The organism is Pseudanabaena mucicola FACHB-723, from assembly GCF_014696385.1.
Taxonomy (GTDB): Bacteria; Cyanobacteriota; Cyanobacteriia; order Pseudanabaenales; family Pseudanabaenaceae; genus Pseudanabaena.
On the sequence record NZ_JACJQB010000003.1, the window covers coordinates 84,770 to 103,834 of the forward strand.

Here is a 19,065-nt window from a genome sequence, read left to right on the forward strand (position 1 = left end):
CAAATCTTTCCATGCTTGACTATATCCGTGATGGCAATGAAATTTATCAAAAATCCTTTGCCACAATCCGAGCTGAAGCTAACCTGTCGATCTTGCCAAAAGACCTAGAGGTGGTCGCAGTTAGACTCATTCATGCCTGTGGGATGACGGATATTGTCAGTGATCTTGCTTATTCTGAAGATGTCGTAAAAATTGGGCGAAAAGCATTAAAAAATGGTGCAAAGATTTTCTGTGACGCGCAAATGGTAGCGAATGGAGTCACGCGCAAACGTCTGCCTGCAAACAACTCTGTGATTTGCACTTTGAATGAGCCTGAAGTGTCAGCCCTAGCTCAACAAATTGGCAATACGCGCTCGGCAGCAGCAATGGAGCTATGGCGATCGCAAATTGAGGGATCGATTGTGGCAATCGGTAACGCCCCCACCGCCCTATTTCGATTATTAGAAATGCTTGATCAAGGTTTGCCTAAGCCAGCCGTTATACTAGGATTCCCTGTTGGTTTTGTCGGCGCGATTGAATCAAAAGCAGCCTTAGCAGAAAACAGTCGTGGCGTGCCTTTTTTGACCATTCACGGTCGTCGAGGTGGTAGCGCGATGGCAGCCGCAGCCTTGAATGCATTAGCGATGGAAAGTGAACTATGAATCCTATTGACGAGATCAATAAAAGTATAAATGTGCCAGAAGATTCAACGCCCAAGGGTAGCCTCTATGGTTTGGGCATCGGGCCTGGTGATCCAGAACTATTAACGATTAAAGCGCACCGCATTTTGACATCGGTTCCTGTAATTGCCTATCCAACCATGGAAAACGGCAAGGTTTTGGCAAGGGCAATTGTGGCTGATTTTATCCGCCCTGAGCAAATTGAAATCCCCATGCCCCTACCCTTTAGTGTGGAACGTTCCTCGCAGCCCTATTACGATCTTGGCGCAGAAAAGATTGCCGAGCATTTAGCGGCTGGTCGTGATGTTGCGGTACTATGCGAGGGCGATCCGATGTTGTACGGCTCTTTTATGTACATTTTCAATCGTCTTGCCGATCGCTTTCACACGGAAGTAATTCCCGGCATATCTTCGACATTCGCCAGTGCCGCGATGTTGGGCGCACCCCTCACCTATCGCAATGATGTGTTGAGCATCATGCCCGCAACCTTAGATGCAGATACTTTGCGCGATCGCTTGGCGGTTGCCGATGCGGCGATCATCATCAAGTTGGGTAGACATTTTGCCAAAGTGAAATCGGTGTTAGAAGAGTTAGGACTCTTTGATCGCGCTCTATATATTGAGCGGGCAACTTTACCCAATCAAACAATTAAGCCGATCGCATCGGTAGAACCCGATCAAGTTCCCTATTGGGCAATTGTGATGATTCCTAGTGAAACCAAGCCAAGCTAGTATCTTTTAGAAATATTCCTGAAAATATCCCTATGGATCTGGGCAAATCTCGCACCTATAACGATCCTATTCACGGCGCAATTACCCTTGATAGTGGCGATTGCACGGAGGCGTTATTAATTCAACTAATTGATACACCTGAATTCCAGCGTCTTAGGCGGATTAGTCAACTCGATATTGCCTACTTTACCTTCCACGGTGCAGAGGGTTCGCGGTTTACGCATTCCTTGGGGGTGATGCATTTAACCCGTCGCGCCTTTGATGCGATCGCCATTAAATATCCTTATTTGTCAGTACATCGGACGGTGGTGCTAGTGGCAGCTCTGCTCCATGACCTTGGTCACGGCCCCTATAGCCATGCCTCAGAAGAAGTTTTTGGCAGCAATCATGAAGTTTGGACGCTGCGACTGCTCCAGTCTGGCAATATTGCAGATATTTTAAAGAGATTTTCGCCAGATTTAATTACTGATTTAGAAAAGATATTTACCAAAAAATATCCTGTGCCATTAATTTATCAATTAGTTTCTAGTCAAATTGATTGCGATCGCCTTGATTACCTCGAAAGGGACAGCTATTTTACGGGGGCAAAGTATGGACAGATCGATCTTGATCGCATTTTATTGGCGCTCAGGTTTGACCCGATTTCTCAAAATCTAGTGATTGGGCGCAAAGGGATGGTGGCAATCGAGCATTATTTGACGGTGCGCTACTTTATGTATGTACAGGTCTATAACCATCCTAAAAATTTGGCGGCAAGGTTTTTATTAGAGAGTATTTTTCGACGGGCAAAGTTTTTAGTCAATGCTGATGCTGCCCAGATTTCGGAGCCAATATTTTGCGATCGCACTATGACAGCGTGGCTAACGAAAGATCCGCATTTACTGACCTGTGCCGAATATTTCAACTCCGATGATGTGGTATTTGCTTACCATATCCATCAATGGCGCAATAGTTGCGATCGCCATCTTGCCGAACTCTGCCGCCGTTTTCTCGATCGCGATTTATTTCATGCCACGGATATCTCTAACTTAGATGATTGCCAACAACAGGAAAGCCTCAATAGATGTTACGAAAAGTTAATCTCACAGGGGCTAGATTCGCGAGATCTTAAATATTATTGCGGCATCAGAGTATCTCGCACCAAGGGCTACAGTACCTATCGTCAAGGAATTAATGTGCAGACAGAGCAAGGCTTACAGGATATTGCGAGATTGTCTCCTCTTGTGCAAGCAATCGTGCAGCCAGTACAAAGGGCATGGCTCTTACATCCATAGGAGACAAGGCTTTGCGGTTCTTGGATAAATCAAAAATGTAAACATAGGGTATTTAAAATGAGTATTGTGGCAAACATGATTTTGAGAAATTTCATGATTATAATCATCTAGTAAAGCAATTCCCCCTCTCCACAGAGTAAATAAAATGAGCGAAGAACAAAAATCAGGTCTTGGTGGATTTGTCAGCGACTTACAGGAAAAAGCAGGTGAAGTTGCTGAAAATGTTAAGGGCAAAGTTGAAGATGTCGTTGGCAAAGAGAATGTCCAAAAAGTAAGTGATGTCCTCAATACCGATGTTGGTGCGATCGCAAAAGATTCAGCAAGTAAGGCAGTTCATGGTCTAGAAAATCTAACTGGTCGTGATATTGATGGCGATGGTAAGGTTGGCAGCTAAAGCTATCCCGCCCCAAATTAAAAAAGACTGGCAAAAGCCAGTCTTTTTTAATTTGGAGGCTAAGCTTCAACATTGCTTAGTTCTAGAGCCTGACCTACCGCAGCCATGGGCTTCTTTCTCTCTTTGTAATTACTAACAGAGCCATCAGGCATAATCGTGCCAAACATTGTCGTTTCCATTAGACTCACGCCATTAAGACTAGCCAATCTGAGATTTGCTTTAACCAAGTTAGTCCCAATCAAGAAGGCAGCATCTAACTTGGCGGCAACTAGCTGCGCTCCTGTTAAGACCGCTCCATTTAAGATGGCATTGCTTAATACGGCATCACTAAAAATCGTATCTTCTAAATTGCTATTACTTAAATCTGCATTGCTAAGAATGGCATTGCTTAACACCGCACCCTTTAAGATGGCATTGCTCAAGTTAGCATTACTCAAATTAGCATTACTGATAATTGAGTCAGTTAGATTCGCATGGCTGAAATTGACCTGATTAAGCGCCGCATTACTCAAATCACATTCCTGTAAGTTGGCATTGCTCAGATTTGCACTAGATAGCTTTGTATCTGACAAATTGCTATTGCTCAGATCGGCAAACTCTAAATTGGCACCACTCAAATCACTCCGACGTAAATCCACATTAGTAAGATTAGTGTTTGTGAGAACCGCATTGCTCATGTTGGTCTCACTCAAGTTGGCATTACTGAGATCACTTTCATTGAGATCTGCACCGCTCAAGTTTGCGCCATTAAAGTAGGCTTTGGTCAGGTCAGTCCCATTCAAATTTGCCAAACTTAGATCGCATCTCTCCAAGCAGGCTTCGCGCAAGTGAGCTTTACTCAGATAAGCGCCACTGACTTCGGCATCTTTGAGGTTGGCTTTGTATAGATCAGCCTCTCGCAAATTGGCTTTGACGAGATCAGAGCCGCTCAAGTTTGCGCCCAATAGATTGGCATTGCTCAGATTTGACCAGCGTAGATTGACACCACTTAAATCTGCTTCACGGAGATTGGCTCGTCTCAAGTTCGTGCCACTCAAGTTGGGAATAATCTCAGGATTTTCTACCCGCCATCTATTCCAACTAGCTACTCCTTGATTGAGTATTGCAAGATGTTCTGAGTTGCCCATAGTCCTTATCCCTATCGGATCATAATCACTTTAAGTGTAGTAATTATAAAAAAGTTGTGAATGCCATATAATCTCACCAAGCTATCTTTGGTGAAACAAGAAAAAGTCAGTAATTATGTCAACATAATTCGGCATAAGTATTTATGCTTGGGCAACCCAAACATAGTTGTCAATCAAATTAATCATGGGGCGGTTAAGATTTATGTCTGCTAATTATTCCGAAACTTCTGTCGAATGGATGCAAATGCGATCGCAGATTTTGCAACCCTACCTCGTTACCAAGGCAGAACGGGGAATTATTGGTAAAAGCCGCTATGCCACACGTTTACGCCAACAAATCAAGCAAGCCAGTGAAGACCATCAATCGGTGCTGATTTTGGGTGAACCGGGATTAGATAAAGATAATATTGCCGCCCTGATTCATTTCAACTCTGCTAATCGGCGGGAATCGATCGCCAAAATCAATTGCAGTCTGATTCAAGCAAATGGCGCTGAGCTATTTGGGCGGACAGGGATGAATCAAGGTCTATTGGCATATTTGGGTAAGGGAACTTTAGTTTTAAATAATGTGCAGGAGTTGCCCAAGGAGCTAATTCCGCAAATCGAACAACTGCTAGAAAAGGGAACATTTAAGCCTGTTGGTAGTGATGAGTTGGCGAGCTGTGAAGCAAGGATCATCATGGTTTCAGAGAAACAAAAGTCCTTACGCAATTCATTGATTCACCATTCCATTAAAGTGCCATCATTAAGGGTGCGAAAAGTTGATATTCAACCCCATGTGGAGTATTACATTAGTTTATTCTGTCGCGATCGCGGGATTCCTAAACCCACCATCACCGCCGAAGCCCTTCGCAGTCTCCAAAGTTATGACTTTATCGGTAATTTACAAGAGCTACAACTTTTAGTCGAACGAGCGATCTTACAAGCACAGGGATCACAATCGCTAGACGAATCAGTATTTTGGGCAACTCAACCCAAGGGTAAAAAGTTTCGCTTCAATCTGCTCAATGCCTATCCCAATCTTCGCAATTTCTTACGCAGTGATTGGTTTCCTACCCGTATCAACTATGGATTTACCTTAGGTTTTTTCGCGATTGTGGTCGCCACCCTATTTCTGGCACCCCAAACTCGCGATCGCAATATTGCTTTAAACATGTTTTGGGCATGGTGGTGGCCCATAATTTTAATTGCTTTTCCCTTTGTCGGGAGGCTCTGGTGTTCTATCTGTCCATTCATGATTTATGGGGAGGTCGTGCAGAAATTATCCCTATGGCTATTTCCCCGTCAACTGCAACCATGGAACCGAGATCTGTCTGAGCGATGGGGTGGCTGGTTTCTATTTGGTCTATTTGTAATCATTTATCTATGGGAAGAGCTATGGGATTTACAAAATACTGCCTATCTGTCTGCCTATCTATTGTTACTAATTACCGCAGGTGCAGTGATTTGCTCACTCATTTTTGAGCGTCGATACTGGTGTCGCTACCTCTGTCCAATTGGTGGCATGAATGGATTATTTGCCAAGCTCTCGATGACCGAACTCCGCGCCCAGCAAGGAACTTGTTCGGCGGAATGTACCACCTATCAATGCTATAAAGGGGGCGCACAAAAAGGAGAAGGATTAGAAACCAATGGATGTCCGCTCTATTCTCATCCTGCCCAACTGCAAGAAAATCGCGACTGCGTGCTGTGTATGACCTGTCTCAAGGCATGTCCCCATCGATCGGTCGAGTTCAATCTTCGCCCTCCCGCGATTGAATTGTGGACTACCCATATTCCCCGCACCTATGAAGTTGCGCTATTGCTATTACTGCTTGGTGGTGCATTTTTGCACCGATTGCCAGAGATTTCCCTCACATTGGGTTTATCTACTAGCTTTACACCATTCTTTCCCCATTTAGGTCTATCCATCACAATCTTGCTCATGACTGCGGCAATCCCTTTAGCGGCTCACCAAATAATGCGATCGCTATATTGGTTCACTATCATTTTGAAAAAGAACTGTGAATCTTGGCAAATGCCGATCCCCCTCAATGTCTACAAGCCGAAACCCTTTATCCAAGTTGCCTACGGATATTTACCCCTCGCCTTAGGCGCAAATCTTGCCCATTATCTGCGTCTCTTTTTAGAAGAATCTGGTCGATTACTGCCCGTCACTTGGGCAACTATTGGTCTTGATGGTGCAACATTACCAGTGGTCGTCGCACATCCTGCTGTCATTGCATTCTTACAGGCAGTCACCTTAATTTTTGCAGTATTGCTCACATGGATACTCACTCAAAAGATTGCCCGCCAACCTTGGCAATCACTGTTACCTCACCATGTCAGCACATTGCTTTTTGCGATCGCATTATGGACAATTGTTATTTAAAAATCATCCATATTTTTTATTTTTATAAGAATCTATAGAAACATCAGCACAATAAAAAAGTAAGATCAAAAGAGATTTGCGGCGCGAAGCGCCGCAAATCTCTTTTGGTTTACACCTTAAAAATCTAATTAATATTAAATCTCAAACTATAACAACTTTAATTTTCAATAACTTTCAGGCATATTTGCCAATCCTGTAATATAGTGTCGATCAATACAAAACATGACAATAAAACTTAAATTAATCCATGGGGCTAATCACTAATAGACTTACATCTTTAGTTTCCATCAAGCAATTATGGCTACCAGCGCTGGTGGGAATACTCGCTGGAGCATGTAACAACACTTCTTCAAATACTTCGTCAATAGATGCATCTAAGGCTAATAAATTTGATGTGGCAATGATTTTAGTTGGACGTAGAAATGATTCGGGATGGAATCAAGCGCATTATGAAGCTACACAATATGTAGTTGAAAAACAACCAGATATTCAGTTTAAGTATGTTGATCAAGTCAATCCTGGCGATCGTCCTAACCTCAAAGCTTCTGAAGTTGCTGATGATCTGATCGCCAAAGGTGCAAAGCTAGTAATTTTTAATTCCGATGACTTTAAAGACGACGCACTAGCCACTGCAAAAAAACATCCTAACGTTTCTATAATTCATTCCAGTGGCGACTACGCTTGGAAAGAAGGAAAGAACTTTAAAAATCAACCCAATCTGGGCAATGTCATGCCTCAAATCGAGTATGGCAAAATGATCGCAGGTTGTTCTGCCGCGCTTAGCTCCGAAACAGGCAAGATCGGTTATGTTGGCCCTGTAATTAATGATGAAACTCGTAGATTAGCATCGGCTAGCTATTTAGGTGCGCGATATTGCTGGCAAAACTATCGCAAAAAGAATCCCAATGATTTAACCTTTAAAGTCGTCTGGATTGGGTTTTGGTTCAATATTCCAGGCAAGACTCTTGACCCAAGTAAAGTAACTAGCGATTTTTACAACAGTGGTTTTGACGTAGTGTTAAGTGGTATTGATACCCCAGAAGTATCAATTCAAACCAAGAAAGCTGTAGAAGCTGGCAAAAAAGTTAAGTTCCTACACTATGACATCAAAACTGGTTGCAACCTCGCACCAGAGCTTTGTATCGGAGTTCCCTATTACAACTGGGGGCCTGCTTACCTTGAGCAAATCACTAAAGCTAAAGATGGGAAATTTACAGGCGAATTTATTTCAGGTGCGCCAGATTGGAAAGATTTAAACAATGTTGATACTTCAGCAGTTGGCTTTGTAAAAGGAAAAGCCCTAACCCCTGAAAATGACAAGTTATTAACAGGATTTATCACTGGTTTAGGCAATGGCAGCATCAATCTTTACAAGGGGCCTCTCAACTATCAAGATGGCAGCCCTTTTCTCAAAGAGGGGGAGACTGCTACACCACAGCAAATTTGGTATTTCGGCAAACTATTGCAAGGTATTCAGGGAGCTAGCAAATAATCATAATAATTAAAACGATTAACTTTTTTATGATTAATTTGTCTATAAATCATCTCATAAATATAATTTATAGGATGGTTTATAGGTGGACTCTAGATTAATCTTGCAATCAGGCTTGTATAGTGAATACTTTTCATAATTATATGGGTATGATCTTATTCTAAATCTACAAATTAGATTTATACCCTTTAAAATCTATACTAAACATTTACCATAACCGTTTAAGTGGACACATCAACTAACACTCAACTTACGTTTATTCAAGATTTGAAACATCTCCATACGATGTTTCAAAAAGATACTGGTGAAGTGGTGGTGACTGTAGCGGGCGAAGAACTACTTATTTGGAATATATATTTTTATCTTGGACGTTTGGTGTATGCCACAGGGGGGAATCATCGCGTTCGCAGATTGGTAAGAGCATTGCGTCAGCATTCTGAGAATGTGAATATTCAGGAGCTGCTTGATGCTGCTGACCCTAATATTGATGCGTGGGAAATTTCGGTGATTGAACACGCAATTCAATCTCAACAAATAACTACCGATCAAGCTCGATCAATTATCCAAACGAGTATTCATGAAGTCTTTTACAGCCTAAGTGACCAAAAGAAAACTAAGGCAGCATGGAATTCCTTAGAATCTCTCAGTTTTAAGCCGATTGTGGCTTTGTCTACTGTCCAAACACTAGATAATGTTGCTGCGGCTCAGTTGCGATGGCAACAGGCTGGGTTATCCCATGTCCAGAATATGATTCAGGGATTTTCATTTGAACTGGCTCCCTACATTGCGAATCCAGATCAGCTAGATGTGATGGTTAAGGCTGAAGCAATTACCGAAAAAACCTACAAAACCCTCAAGAAGATCCTCAACGGCAAAAATACGCTGTGGGATTTGGCGATTTTGATGCACTGTTCAATGATTGCCGTCATGCGATCGCTATTACCCCTAGTGGTCGATGGAATTGTTGCTTTTAAGGAGGTTTCGGACTGGTCATCACTTAATAAAAAAACACGTACTAGCGCAAAACCTGAAAGTAGCCGAGGACTAATTGCTTGTATTGATGATAGTCCACAGGTGGCTCTGGAAATGCGTAGTATTCTGGAGCCAATGGGCTATGAGGTTCTAGGAATTACTGATCCTTTACAAAGCGTAAGTACCCTATTACAAAGAAAACCAGATTTGATTTTTCTGGATTTAGTGATGCCAAATACCAATGGTTATGAGTTGTGTACTTTCTTAAGAAAAACGACAACTTTCCAAGACATTCCCATTGTCATTCTCACAGGTCGGGATGGCATGATTGACCGAGTAAGGGCAAAAATGGCGGGATCTTCAGATTTCTTAAGTAAACCGCCAGACCCTACCAAGGTTTTGCAGATTCTCGGTAAGTTTCTACCAGTGGAAACAAAATAGTTTGCTTAATAACACTTGATTCAAAAACGATTAAAAAACATAAGGAAATAGCTTAGATATGAGTATGATCTTGGTCGTCGAAGACACAATGACTCAAGCAGAAATTATTACAGGTGGCTTGAAGAATGCTGGCTTTATTACGGTTTTAGCGATGAGTGGTGATGAAGCTAGGGCAAAAATTAGCCAACAGAAACCCAGTGCGATTATTTTGGATGTAGTTTTGCCAAATGAGAGTGGATTTGAGTTGTGTCGAGATTTGAAGGATAAGCCTGAAACTAAAGATATTCCCGTTATTCTTTGCTCAACCAAGAGTGGTGAGATGGATAAATTTTGGGGTATGAAGCAGGGAGCTTCGGCTTATCTGACTAAGCCCGTTGATGTGGCGGAATTGGTTCGCACAATTAAATTACTAGTGAAAGATTAGGATTGCGATCGCTATGGCTAATCAGATCGTTGAAAGTCAAACAAAATCGACGGGGCTTGTTGGTGCTCGACCGCAAAACTCTAGGGAGAATGACCAGTTTTTGACGTTTACGCTTGCTTCAGATCAGCAGGGTTTGTTGCCCACAAGTCAATTATTAGAAATTGTCAGAGTTGATTTGTCAGAGATAACTGCGATCGCAGGTTTGTCGCCTAGTGTGATGGGTATATATAACTGGCGTGGCGATGTGACTTGGGTTGTTGATTTAGCTAGCCTATTGGGATATGCACCTCTGTATACCCAAGCATACAGACTCAAAAAATTTCAAGATAAGTGCCACGTTCTATTTTTGAAGAGTCAGGACATGGTGATTGGAATAGCTGTACAGCAAGTTGGTCAAGTGATGAAATGCGACAGCTCAAAACTGCAAAAGTCAGGGATTTCATTTAGTAATCCCATCTTGGCAGATGTTTGCCATGGTTACTGGCTCAACCCTGACAACGAAGCGCTGTTGGTGCTAGATGGTCATGCAATTATGCGAAATGTGCAATAACTCTGTTTGCCCAATATTTTTAATGGAGTTTGTAGTTTTTATATAAGTTTTTATATTTTCCGTGTTTCTAGATTTTTTAAGAAATTTGAATAACTTGAGGAGACAAACCAATGCTAACCCAAAACAACGCGTCCGCCAATGAAGAAGCCAGTGGGTCAATTTCAATTGGAGATTTAGGAACGGAACTAGAGGAGGTTCTAATTGATGACGATAGCTTATTTCAGTCTGAGCCAAAACCGAGGAAAATCAAATGGCGATCGCTGACCTTACGCACTAAAGCCACATTACTAGCAATTGCGATTAGTACAGTGCCTGTGGTTCTCATTGGTGGTGTGGCGGCTTATCTATCTAGTGTGTCCCTAGAAGAAAGAATTCGGGCAACACAACTACAGAAAACTAATGCGATCGTCGATAAAATTAATCGCTTTGTGTATGAGCGGTATGGTGACATTCAAGTGTTAGCAGCTCATCCCATTATCACGAATTCTAAGGTACAGGCAGTTTTGCCCCAGACAGAAAGAGAAGCTGTACTCAATGACTATACTGCAACTTACGGAGTCTATGACCTAGTTGCTTTTGCAAATCTAAATGGGATCACCACAATTCGCTCCACGTCTACCCAAGACCCCAACGCTAGCATTAAAGATAGTGACTTCTTTAAAAATGTAATTGCCAAAGGAACTCCATTTATTACGCAGCCAGTGCAGTCTTCCACTGACAAAAGTGTCAGTTTAATCATAGCTGCGCCAGTAAAAGAAAATGGCACAGATAAGTTGATTGGGGTAATGCGATCGCAAATTCCTGTTGATCGTCTGAGTGAAATTGTCGAAGGAAGTATCACTGAGCAGGATGAGTACCATATTCTTGATGGTAATGGCAAAATCATTCTCGCTAAGGAAAAATCTCAAGAGAACCGCCAAGCTCAAGATGACTTTCCTAAACTCGCTGCCGCAATCAATGCTAAAACCACCACAACCGAGCAACTAGTCGATCAATTTAATGGTAAAGAGCAAGTCGTAACCTATGTACCATTATCCACCTATCGCAATATGCCTAATCTCAATCTGGGGATTTTAATTGCGCTCGATGTTGACTTTGCATTTAGATCTAACAGAGATATCATCATCGCTTTTGCCACAGGTACAGGCTTAACCGCTCTAGTCGTCGGTTTCCTTGCGACCTTATTGGTTAATCGGGGCTTGAAGCCAATTCAGAACGCTGCGGATGTGGTTACCAAAATTGGTCAGGGTGATCTAGATACGCGCATGGAAGTAGCCAGTGAAGATGAGCTAGGCATCTTGTCTATCAACATCAACGCGATGGCAGAGCAGCTCAAATACCTCAGTGACATCCAACAGCAGGAAGCGGAAAGGTTGGAAAATGCACGTCAAGAAGCTAGGGCAGAAGCCGATGAACGGGCGGAGCAACAAAGACAGGAAAAAGAATTCTTGCAGCGTCGAGCTTTGGAATTGTTGATGGAAGTAGACCCCGTTAGTCGTGGTGACTTGACGATTCGGGCAAACGTAACTGCTGACGAAGTTGGCACGATCGCCGACTCCTATAATGCGATTATCCGTAACCTTCGTAAACTGGTAATGGAAGTACAAGACGCTTCTACCTCTGTAAGCCAAACTGCAACCAGTAAAGAAATGTCAGTGCGATCGGTATCTAATGAAGCGCTGAAGCAGTCAGAATCGATTAACTCGGCACTTCAAGAAGTTAAGTTAATGGCAGAATCGAGCCGAGGCGTGGAAAACAAAGCAAAACAAGCAGAACAGGAAATGCAAGTGACTGTGACCTTCCTACAAGAGGGGAATGAAGCCATGAACCGCACAGTGGAAGGGATTTCCGAAATTCGCGAAACTGTGTCAGAAACAGCGAAGAAGGTAAAACGTTTAGGTGAAACCTCTCAAAAGATTTCGCGGATTGTCAACTTGATTAGTAACTTTGCTGCCCAAACCAACCTGTTGGCACTGAATGCCGCGATTGAGGCAGCTCGTGCTGGTGAAGAGGGTCGCGGTTTTAGTGTCGTTGCCGAAGAAGTCCGAGACCTAGCTGAACAATCAGCCGCATCGACAGCGGAAATCGAACAACTTGTGGAAGAAATTCAAGCCCAAACCAATGAAGTCGTATCGGCAATGGAAACAGGTACAGAACAAGTTGTGATGGGTACAAAACTAGTCCAAAATGCCCGTGAGAAATTGAATCAAATTGCGACGGTTAGTAGACAAGTTAACTCGATTGTGCGCGAAATTGCGATCGCAGCAGATATGCAAACCCAAACCTCGGATCGGATGGGCGAAACCATGCAGGGTATCGCGGCAATTGCTGAAGATACATCGAAACAATCAGAGGATGTAGCAAAGTCCTTCGCAGAATTGCTGCAAGTTGCTCAAGACTTACAGGTGAGCGTTGCTCAGTTCAAGGTCGCCTAATCTCCTCAATCCGATAGATTCTCCATTCATTTTTGAGAACTCAAGGAGATTTATAAAAGTAAGTTCTCTTGATTAAATATGGAATTTAGGGAATCTAAACTTATCCAATATTGAATATCTGTCATAGAGCGCATTATGTTAATTCAAGACAAGCCAGAGATTCCAGCCTCAGACAATCTAGAAAACAAGGACAAAGTAGCCAATAAATCCGCAACTCGAATTTTATCCACGCCGCCAAAAACGACAGTCATTCCCAAACTCCCATTCTGGAAAGCACCAGCCCAAGCTTGGAATAACTTGAGTGTACGCTGGAAACTATCGGCAGTCATGCTACTCGTTGCTGGTTTACCTGTAGTTGTTGTCACCCAGACCCTAGTTAAATCCTCGGAGCAGTCCGCCCTCAAGGAATTAAGAACTTCTGTGAAGGAAAAGGGTTCTTTCTTTGTGTCGGAATATGTGTTGTGGACAAATGCCGAAGCAAAGCAGGATGCTGAGGAAATTGTCACTCAGCTTGAAAGCGCAAATTTTAATCTGAGTGATCCTGCGGAAATAGCATCAAAACGTGCCACCTTACAGCCATTATTGCAACTAACTGGCGAAGGTCGAGATCCTGAATCCATCAAGAATGTCAAACTAGTCACCGATGCCAATGGGCGCAGCATTGAAGGCAATAGCTTGATTCTTGATGATGACTTGACAAAACAGCCTACCCTTGCGCCCAAGGATCAACAGGACTTTAGCCAAAAATATATCCAGAAAACTATTCCCGCAGGTAATGACCTCTCAAGTTTGCCGATTTTGAAAACTGCGATCGCAACGGGCAAACCGATGTATGGCATTGAATTTTTGCGATCGACAGATTTACAAAAACTAGGATTGCAAAAGCAGGCAGCAATTGGCACTCGTCCGCAAGCAATACAGGGACTCAGTGCTGCAAAGCAACCTGCGCCAGAGGGAACCTATGATATTGAACAGGGGAAATCTGGTCTGGTGAGCATGGCAGTATATCCCATTAAAGTAAATGGTCGCATCGTCGGAACTGCGGTAGTGGGCGCATTACTCAATCGTAACTACGGCATTGTCGATAAATACTCTAAGCAATACAACATGCCCACCGCCACGATCTTCGCGCAAGACTGGCGCGTTACCACCAACGTTCCCTATGTTGATCCGAACACCAAAAAGCCTGATAACACCAGAGCCGTCGGTACTCGCGCCTCCAATGAAGTATCGGAGGCAGTTCTCCAACAAGGGCAAGAATATGTTGGAGAAGCGAATATTACAGGGATCAACTACCTAACATTCTATGCGCCGCTCTATGACCATCGACAACTACTTGATCCTCAAGTTAAACCTGTTGGCATCGCCTATGTCGGCCGCCCACTCTCCGAAATTCAAGAGCTACTGTCAGTATTATCCAACTCTGGCTATGCGATCGCAGGTATTTCAATTGTGGTTGCAGGCGCAATTGGTTTACTTATTGCTACATCTTTTGCTAGTCCCTTGCTCCGTTTATCTGCTTTCACCAAAAAAATTGGACGTGGTGAAACTGGTGAAAGATTAGCAGGTATCGACCGTCGCGATGAAATTGGCACATTATCGCAAGAGCTAAACAGCATGGCAGAACAGCTAGAGGTGCTGATTGTCGAGAAACAATTAGAAGCGGAACGGATTGCCGAGGCACGACAGGAGGCATCACAAATAGAGGCTAACTTGCGTACTCAAGAACAACGCCAAGCGAAGGAATTTCTGCAAAAGCGAGCCTTGGAATTGCTGATTGAAGTTGATCCGATTAGTCGCGGTGATTTAACCGTTCGTGCGCAAGTTACAGAGGATGAAATTGGCACAATTGCCGACTCTTACAATGCCACAATTAGAAACCTCCGTAAGCTGGTATTAGAAGTGCAGACAGCTTCCCAATCTGTATCCGAGACCGTTCTCGAAAACCAAACCACTATGCAGAACGTATCAATAGGTACATCAGAACAGGTACGAGCCATCTCGGAAACCCTTAACAAAATTCACACCCTCACCGAGTTAATTGCAGGGGTAGAAACCCGCGCCATCGAAGCTGAAGCACAGGTAGACTCAGCCAACCAAGCATTGCTCGAAGGGGATGCGGCCATGAACGTGACCGTTGAAGGGTTTACCGCCATTCGTGAAACCGTTGCCGAAACCTCTGCGAAGGTACAACAATTAGGTGAAGCTTCCCAAAAAATCTCGAAGGTCGTCAAACTGATTAATGGTTTTGCAGCGCAAACCAACATGCTCGCGTTAAATGCTTCCATTGAAGCCGCCAGAGCTGGCGAAGAAGGACAGGGTTTTGGTGTGGTTGCCAATGAGGTACGAGCTTTGGCTCAGCGTTCGGCAAAAGCAACCACAGAAATTCGTCAATTAATTGAAGAAATTCAGGCACAGGTTAATGATCTGATCAAGGTAATGGCAATTGGGACAAAACAGGTCGACAGTGGTTCACGTCTAGTCGAAGAAACTCGCAAGCGTCTCACTGACATTTCTGTATCCAGTCAACAGGTCAACCAACTTGTAAAGGAAATCGCCCAGTCGGCTTCGTTGCAATCAGAGACATCAAACCAAGCAAGTCAAACAATTCAAAACGTAGCAACCATCGCTAGCTCTAACTCTAGCTATGCCCAAAGTCTCAATGAGGCTTTTAATGAGTTGCTACAGGTTGCTCAAGAATTGCGAGTCAGCGTAGCGCAGTTTAAAGTCAGCGATTAAGAGAGTCAGGATAGCAATTTAGGATAGCAACCATGTACAGTACAGAAACAGAAATTCGCGATCAAGCCTATCAATTTTTTAAGCAAGAAGCACCTGAATTTTTGCAGACCATTGAGACTGGCTTGCTATCTCTAAGGGAAGATCGCAGCACTGCGAATGTGCACGCAATTATGCGAGCCGCACACTCGATCAAAGGTGGCTCCGCTAGCCTCAATCTTGAGGGCATCAAGACAATCGCTCACCAATTAGAAGATGTCTTCCGATCGCTCTATCGTTTTGAAGGGGAGATCGATGGCGATGTGGAAGGTCTATTATTACAAGCCTATGACTGTTTGCGTTTGCCATTGATGGAGCAATTGCAAACGGGAAGTTATGATTCTGAAGCAGCAATCGCTGCCGCCGAGCCAATCTTTGAAGTGTTAAAGCTCTATCTTGGTGATATCGACGAAGATGTCGAATTGCCAACCTCAGCAGAGCTTGGAGTAGACATTGTTCAGATTGTGTTTGATGGTGATGTGCAGCAGGGCATTACCCGCTTGCAAGGTGTCCTTGCTGACCCTGTGGGTATTCCTGTGGCAGGTGAAATTCGCGCACAAGTCGAGGTGTTTTGCGGCATTGGTGAGTTATTAAATTTATCGGGATTTAGTGCGATCGCAAATACAACTCTGCAAGCCCTTAACCATCATCCTGACGCTCCCATTTTAGTAGGACAGGTTGCCGTAGCCAACTTTGTTGCCGCCCGTGAGGCAGTATTGGCAGGCGATCGCACTCAAGGGGGGCAGCCCAGCCCAGAGCTAATTGCTCTTGCTAGCGAAAATGAACAGCCTCAAAACGAAAGCTCCTTAGCAGTGGCTACAACAGAACCGTCTGATCACAATTCTCCCTTTGAACAAGAACTGATAGAATCTGAAGCTTGGTTTCAATCCTTAGAACAGGAAATTGATGACATTAGTTTCTCCAATCCGCAAACAGAAGCATCCATAGGCTTCAGTTTAGAGGCAGTATCAGCACAAATTTCAGAAGAATTAGCAGATGACAGTATTTTACCGTCGAATGATTGGGATGATGATCTAGACATAAATTTAGATCAACTAGAAATCGCTCAAGACGATGCTGATTTTTATTTTGATGATCTAGATATAGAAAATATAGATGAAATTGATCAAGAATTTAATGTTGTGCAGATAGATGCTAATGATGAGATTTCTATACAGAGTTCTGCACAAAAGGAAGTTGTAAACACAAATGCTTTTGATGGATTTCATCAAGATGATGAAATGGCGGACATATCGGAATTATCACATTTCTTTGAACCTGCAGAATCAGCATTAGCTAAGCCTTATCAAGTAGAAAAGTCACTGCCTGAAACAGTACAGACTGATCAAGTAACAGATGCAAAAACTATTAACTTAGATAAATATGTTGTTAAAGAGTCAAGCAATGCCCCTAAAAATGCGACTCCCTATATTGCGGAAACAATTCGCGTTGATCTGCCAAGATTAGATCGATTAAATAACTTTTCTAGCGAATTAGTTACCCAAGAAAATGCTTCTATTCTCCAAAATCAACAACTGCAAGCAAAAATCCAACGTATTCAAAAACAATTCAAAAACTTTGATCAACTCTCTAGAAATCTCCAGACTTGGCTCGATCAAGCTCAGAAATCACAAGTTAGAACCCAATCCCTAAGCACAGGTAGTCAGAAATCAGGTAGCAACAATAATGAGGCAGGAGATTTTGCGATCGCAAATACTCCTACATCCAATGAAATTGATCTCCTCGCCGACTTCGATCCATTACAAATGGATTCCTATAGTAATCTCCATGTATTCATTCAAGAAGCGCTAGAAGATATTGCTCAAATGGATGAAGGGATGCGCGACATGACCGTGTTGATGCAGCAAACACAGCAAACTCAACGGCGTAAGCAACAGATTCTCAAACAATTGCGCTATGACTTACTATGGGCGCGGATGTTACCCTTGGGCGATATTCTCACGAGTCTACCCCGCATGGTGCGGGAGATGTCGAATAAATATAACAAACAGGTCAGTCTCAAACTATTTGGAACGGGAACATTAGTTGATAAATCAGTATTAGAGAAGCTGTACGACCCCTTTGTACATTTAGTCCGCAACGCCTTTGATCATGGTACAGAATCAGCTCAAGAACGTGCCGCCAAAGGTAAAGCGCCGATTGCTTCCATTGAAATTCGTGCTTACTATCGCGGCAACCAAACCTATATCGAAATCAAAGATGATGGTCGGGGAATTAATCTTGACAATATTAAAGCCAAAGCAATCGCAGTCGGTTTATTAGATCCTAGTCAAGCCGATCAAATTAAAGATGAAGAAGCGTATCAACTGCTATTTGCACCGAGTTTTTCGACTGCCGATGTCGTTTCCGAAATTTCTGGTCGCGGCATGGGGCTATCCACAGTACAAGAGCAAGTCCGTAGCCTTAAAGGCTCAATTGAAATTAAATCAGAACTAGGGCAAGGAACAACTTTCATTATCAAATTGCCCCTGACCCTCAGTATTGCCAAGCTGATGATTTTCAGCATCCAAGAGCGACTAATCGCCATTGCCATTGACAGTCTCATCGGCATTGTGCCTGTTGAGGCTCAAGACATCCAAATTATCCAAGGCAAAGAATTTTATCGTTTTGAAGATCGCCTAATTCCTCTATATCCCATCTCTATATTTGCCGATGGTTATCCGCTACCCAAACAATCTATCGATATATTTAGCACCGAGTCTTTTATTGATGAAGAAAATCAGACAACATTATTATTATTTGCCAATGGTAATGACGTAATGGCGTTGCCCATCGATCGGGTACTGAGTGAGCAGGAACTAGCCATTAAACCCTTTGGTAAAGCGATCGCACCACCACCCTATTTCTATGGCTGTACTGTTTTAGGGAATGGAACGCTTGTGCCTGTTATCGATAGTGCGGCATTATTCTCAACCAATTTTGCTGTTCCGAAACAAACCCTCAAAGCATCTGTCACGACATCTATTACACCGTCAACATTAGAGCCTAAACCGAAATCAATTACCAGAAAGACAATTCTGGTGGTCGATGACTCACTCACTGCCCGTCAAGCCCTCTATTTGACCTTAGAGAAATTTGGCTATCAAGTGATTCAAGCAAGCGATGGACGTGATGCCCTTGAGCAACTGGCGAGATCTCCCGAGATTCAAGCAGTGATGTGTGATGTGGAAATGCCAAATATGAACGGATTTGAGTTTTTAGCCGCCTGCCGTAAGGATAGCCGCTATCTCAACATCCCCATTGTAATGATCACCTCACGCGGTGGGGCAAAACATCGTGGTATCGCGCAGATGCTCGGTGCATCAGGATATCTCACCAAACCCTATCTCGAACAGGAACTATTTAAAACTATTCAAGGACTTTTGAGTAGTTCTAGTTAAATCCAAAAATAGAGTTTGT

The 19,065-nt window shown here is 43.2% G+C and carries 13 protein-coding genes; 12 read left to right on the forward strand and 1 reads right to left on the reverse strand.

The features are described from left to right. The first annotated feature begins 11 nt into the window (after positions 1-11). From H6F41_RS03230 to H6F41_RS03245, 4 genes are all read left to right on the forward strand, one after another. A complete protein-coding gene (locus H6F41_RS03230; RefSeq protein ID WP_190402047.1) occupies positions 12-641 on the forward strand; it encodes a precorrin-8X methylmutase in 630 nt (209 codons plus the stop codon). Continuing rightward, positions 638-1,390, forward strand: a complete 753-nt coding sequence (locus H6F41_RS03235; RefSeq protein WP_199288640.1) for a precorrin-2 C(20)-methyltransferase — start codon at positions 638-640, stop codon at positions 1,388-1,390. The genes H6F41_RS03230 and H6F41_RS03235 overlap by 4 nt, the downstream gene beginning before the upstream one ends. A 32-nt stretch (positions 1,391-1,422) precedes the next feature. Further along, complete coding sequence (locus H6F41_RS03240) at positions 1,423-2,664, forward strand: HD domain-containing protein (RefSeq protein ID WP_190402048.1); 1,242 nt, start codon at positions 1,423-1,425, stop codon at positions 2,662-2,664. A 145-nt stretch (positions 2,665-2,809) separates the two neighbouring features. Next, the gene (locus H6F41_RS03245; RefSeq protein ID WP_190402049.1) at positions 2,810-3,058 is read left to right on the forward strand and encodes a hypothetical protein; all 249 of its coding nucleotides are present in this window, start codon (positions 2,810-2,812) and stop codon (positions 3,056-3,058) included. Between the two features lie 59 nt (positions 3,059-3,117). Here the strand turns inward: H6F41_RS03245 and H6F41_RS03250 are convergent, their stop codons facing one another. Continuing rightward, positions 3,118-4,185: a pentapeptide repeat-containing protein gene (locus H6F41_RS03250; protein ID WP_190402050.1), complete on the reverse strand. Its 1,068-nt coding sequence runs from the start codon at positions 4,183-4,185 to the stop codon at positions 3,118-3,120. Positions 4,186-4,369: 184 nt separating this feature from the next. On the opposite strand from H6F41_RS03250, the gene H6F41_RS03255 reads away from it, so the two are divergent. From H6F41_RS03255 to H6F41_RS03290, 8 genes are all read left to right on the forward strand, one after another. Continuing rightward, positions 4,370-6,556: a sigma 54-interacting transcriptional regulator gene (locus H6F41_RS03255; RefSeq protein ID WP_190402107.1), complete on the forward strand. Its 2,187-nt coding sequence runs from the start codon at positions 4,370-4,372 to the stop codon at positions 6,554-6,556. Positions 6,557-6,803: 247 nt separating this feature from the next. Further along, on the forward strand, positions 6,804-8,048 hold the full coding sequence (locus H6F41_RS03260) for a BMP family lipoprotein (RefSeq protein ID WP_190402051.1): 1,245 nt from the start codon (positions 6,804-6,806) through the stop codon (positions 8,046-8,048). Positions 8,049-8,273: 225 nt separating this feature from the next. Then, positions 8,274-9,461 (forward strand): response regulator, encoded by a 1,188-nt coding sequence (locus tag H6F41_RS19215; protein WP_190402052.1) that lies wholly within the window; start codon positions 8,274-8,276, stop codon positions 9,459-9,461. A 58-nt stretch (positions 9,462-9,519) separates the two neighbouring features. Next, positions 9,520-9,885: a response regulator transcription factor gene (locus H6F41_RS03270; protein WP_190402053.1), complete on the forward strand. Its 366-nt coding sequence runs from the start codon at positions 9,520-9,522 to the stop codon at positions 9,883-9,885. A 13-nt stretch (positions 9,886-9,898) separates the two neighbouring features. Next, positions 9,899-10,435 carry a chemotaxis protein CheW gene (locus tag H6F41_RS03275; RefSeq protein ID WP_190402054.1) on the forward strand — a complete coding sequence of 179 codons (537 nt, stop codon included), beginning with the start codon at positions 9,899-9,901 and terminating at the stop codon, positions 10,433-10,435. Positions 10,436-10,545: 110 nt separating this feature from the next. Then, a complete protein-coding gene (locus tag H6F41_RS18735) occupies positions 10,546-12,870 on the forward strand; it encodes a methyl-accepting chemotaxis protein (protein ID WP_199288641.1) in 2,325 nt (774 codons plus the stop codon). A 135-nt stretch (positions 12,871-13,005) separates the two neighbouring features. Beyond that, on the forward strand, positions 13,006-15,609 hold the full coding sequence (locus H6F41_RS03285; RefSeq protein ID WP_190402055.1) for a methyl-accepting chemotaxis protein: 2,604 nt from the start codon (positions 13,006-13,008) through the stop codon (positions 15,607-15,609). Between the two features lie 32 nt (positions 15,610-15,641). Then, positions 15,642-19,046, forward strand: a complete 3,405-nt coding sequence (locus tag H6F41_RS03290) for a hybrid sensor histidine kinase/response regulator (protein ID WP_190402056.1) — start codon at positions 15,642-15,644, stop codon at positions 19,044-19,046. The last annotated feature ends 19 nt before the right edge of the window (positions 19,047-19,065 follow it).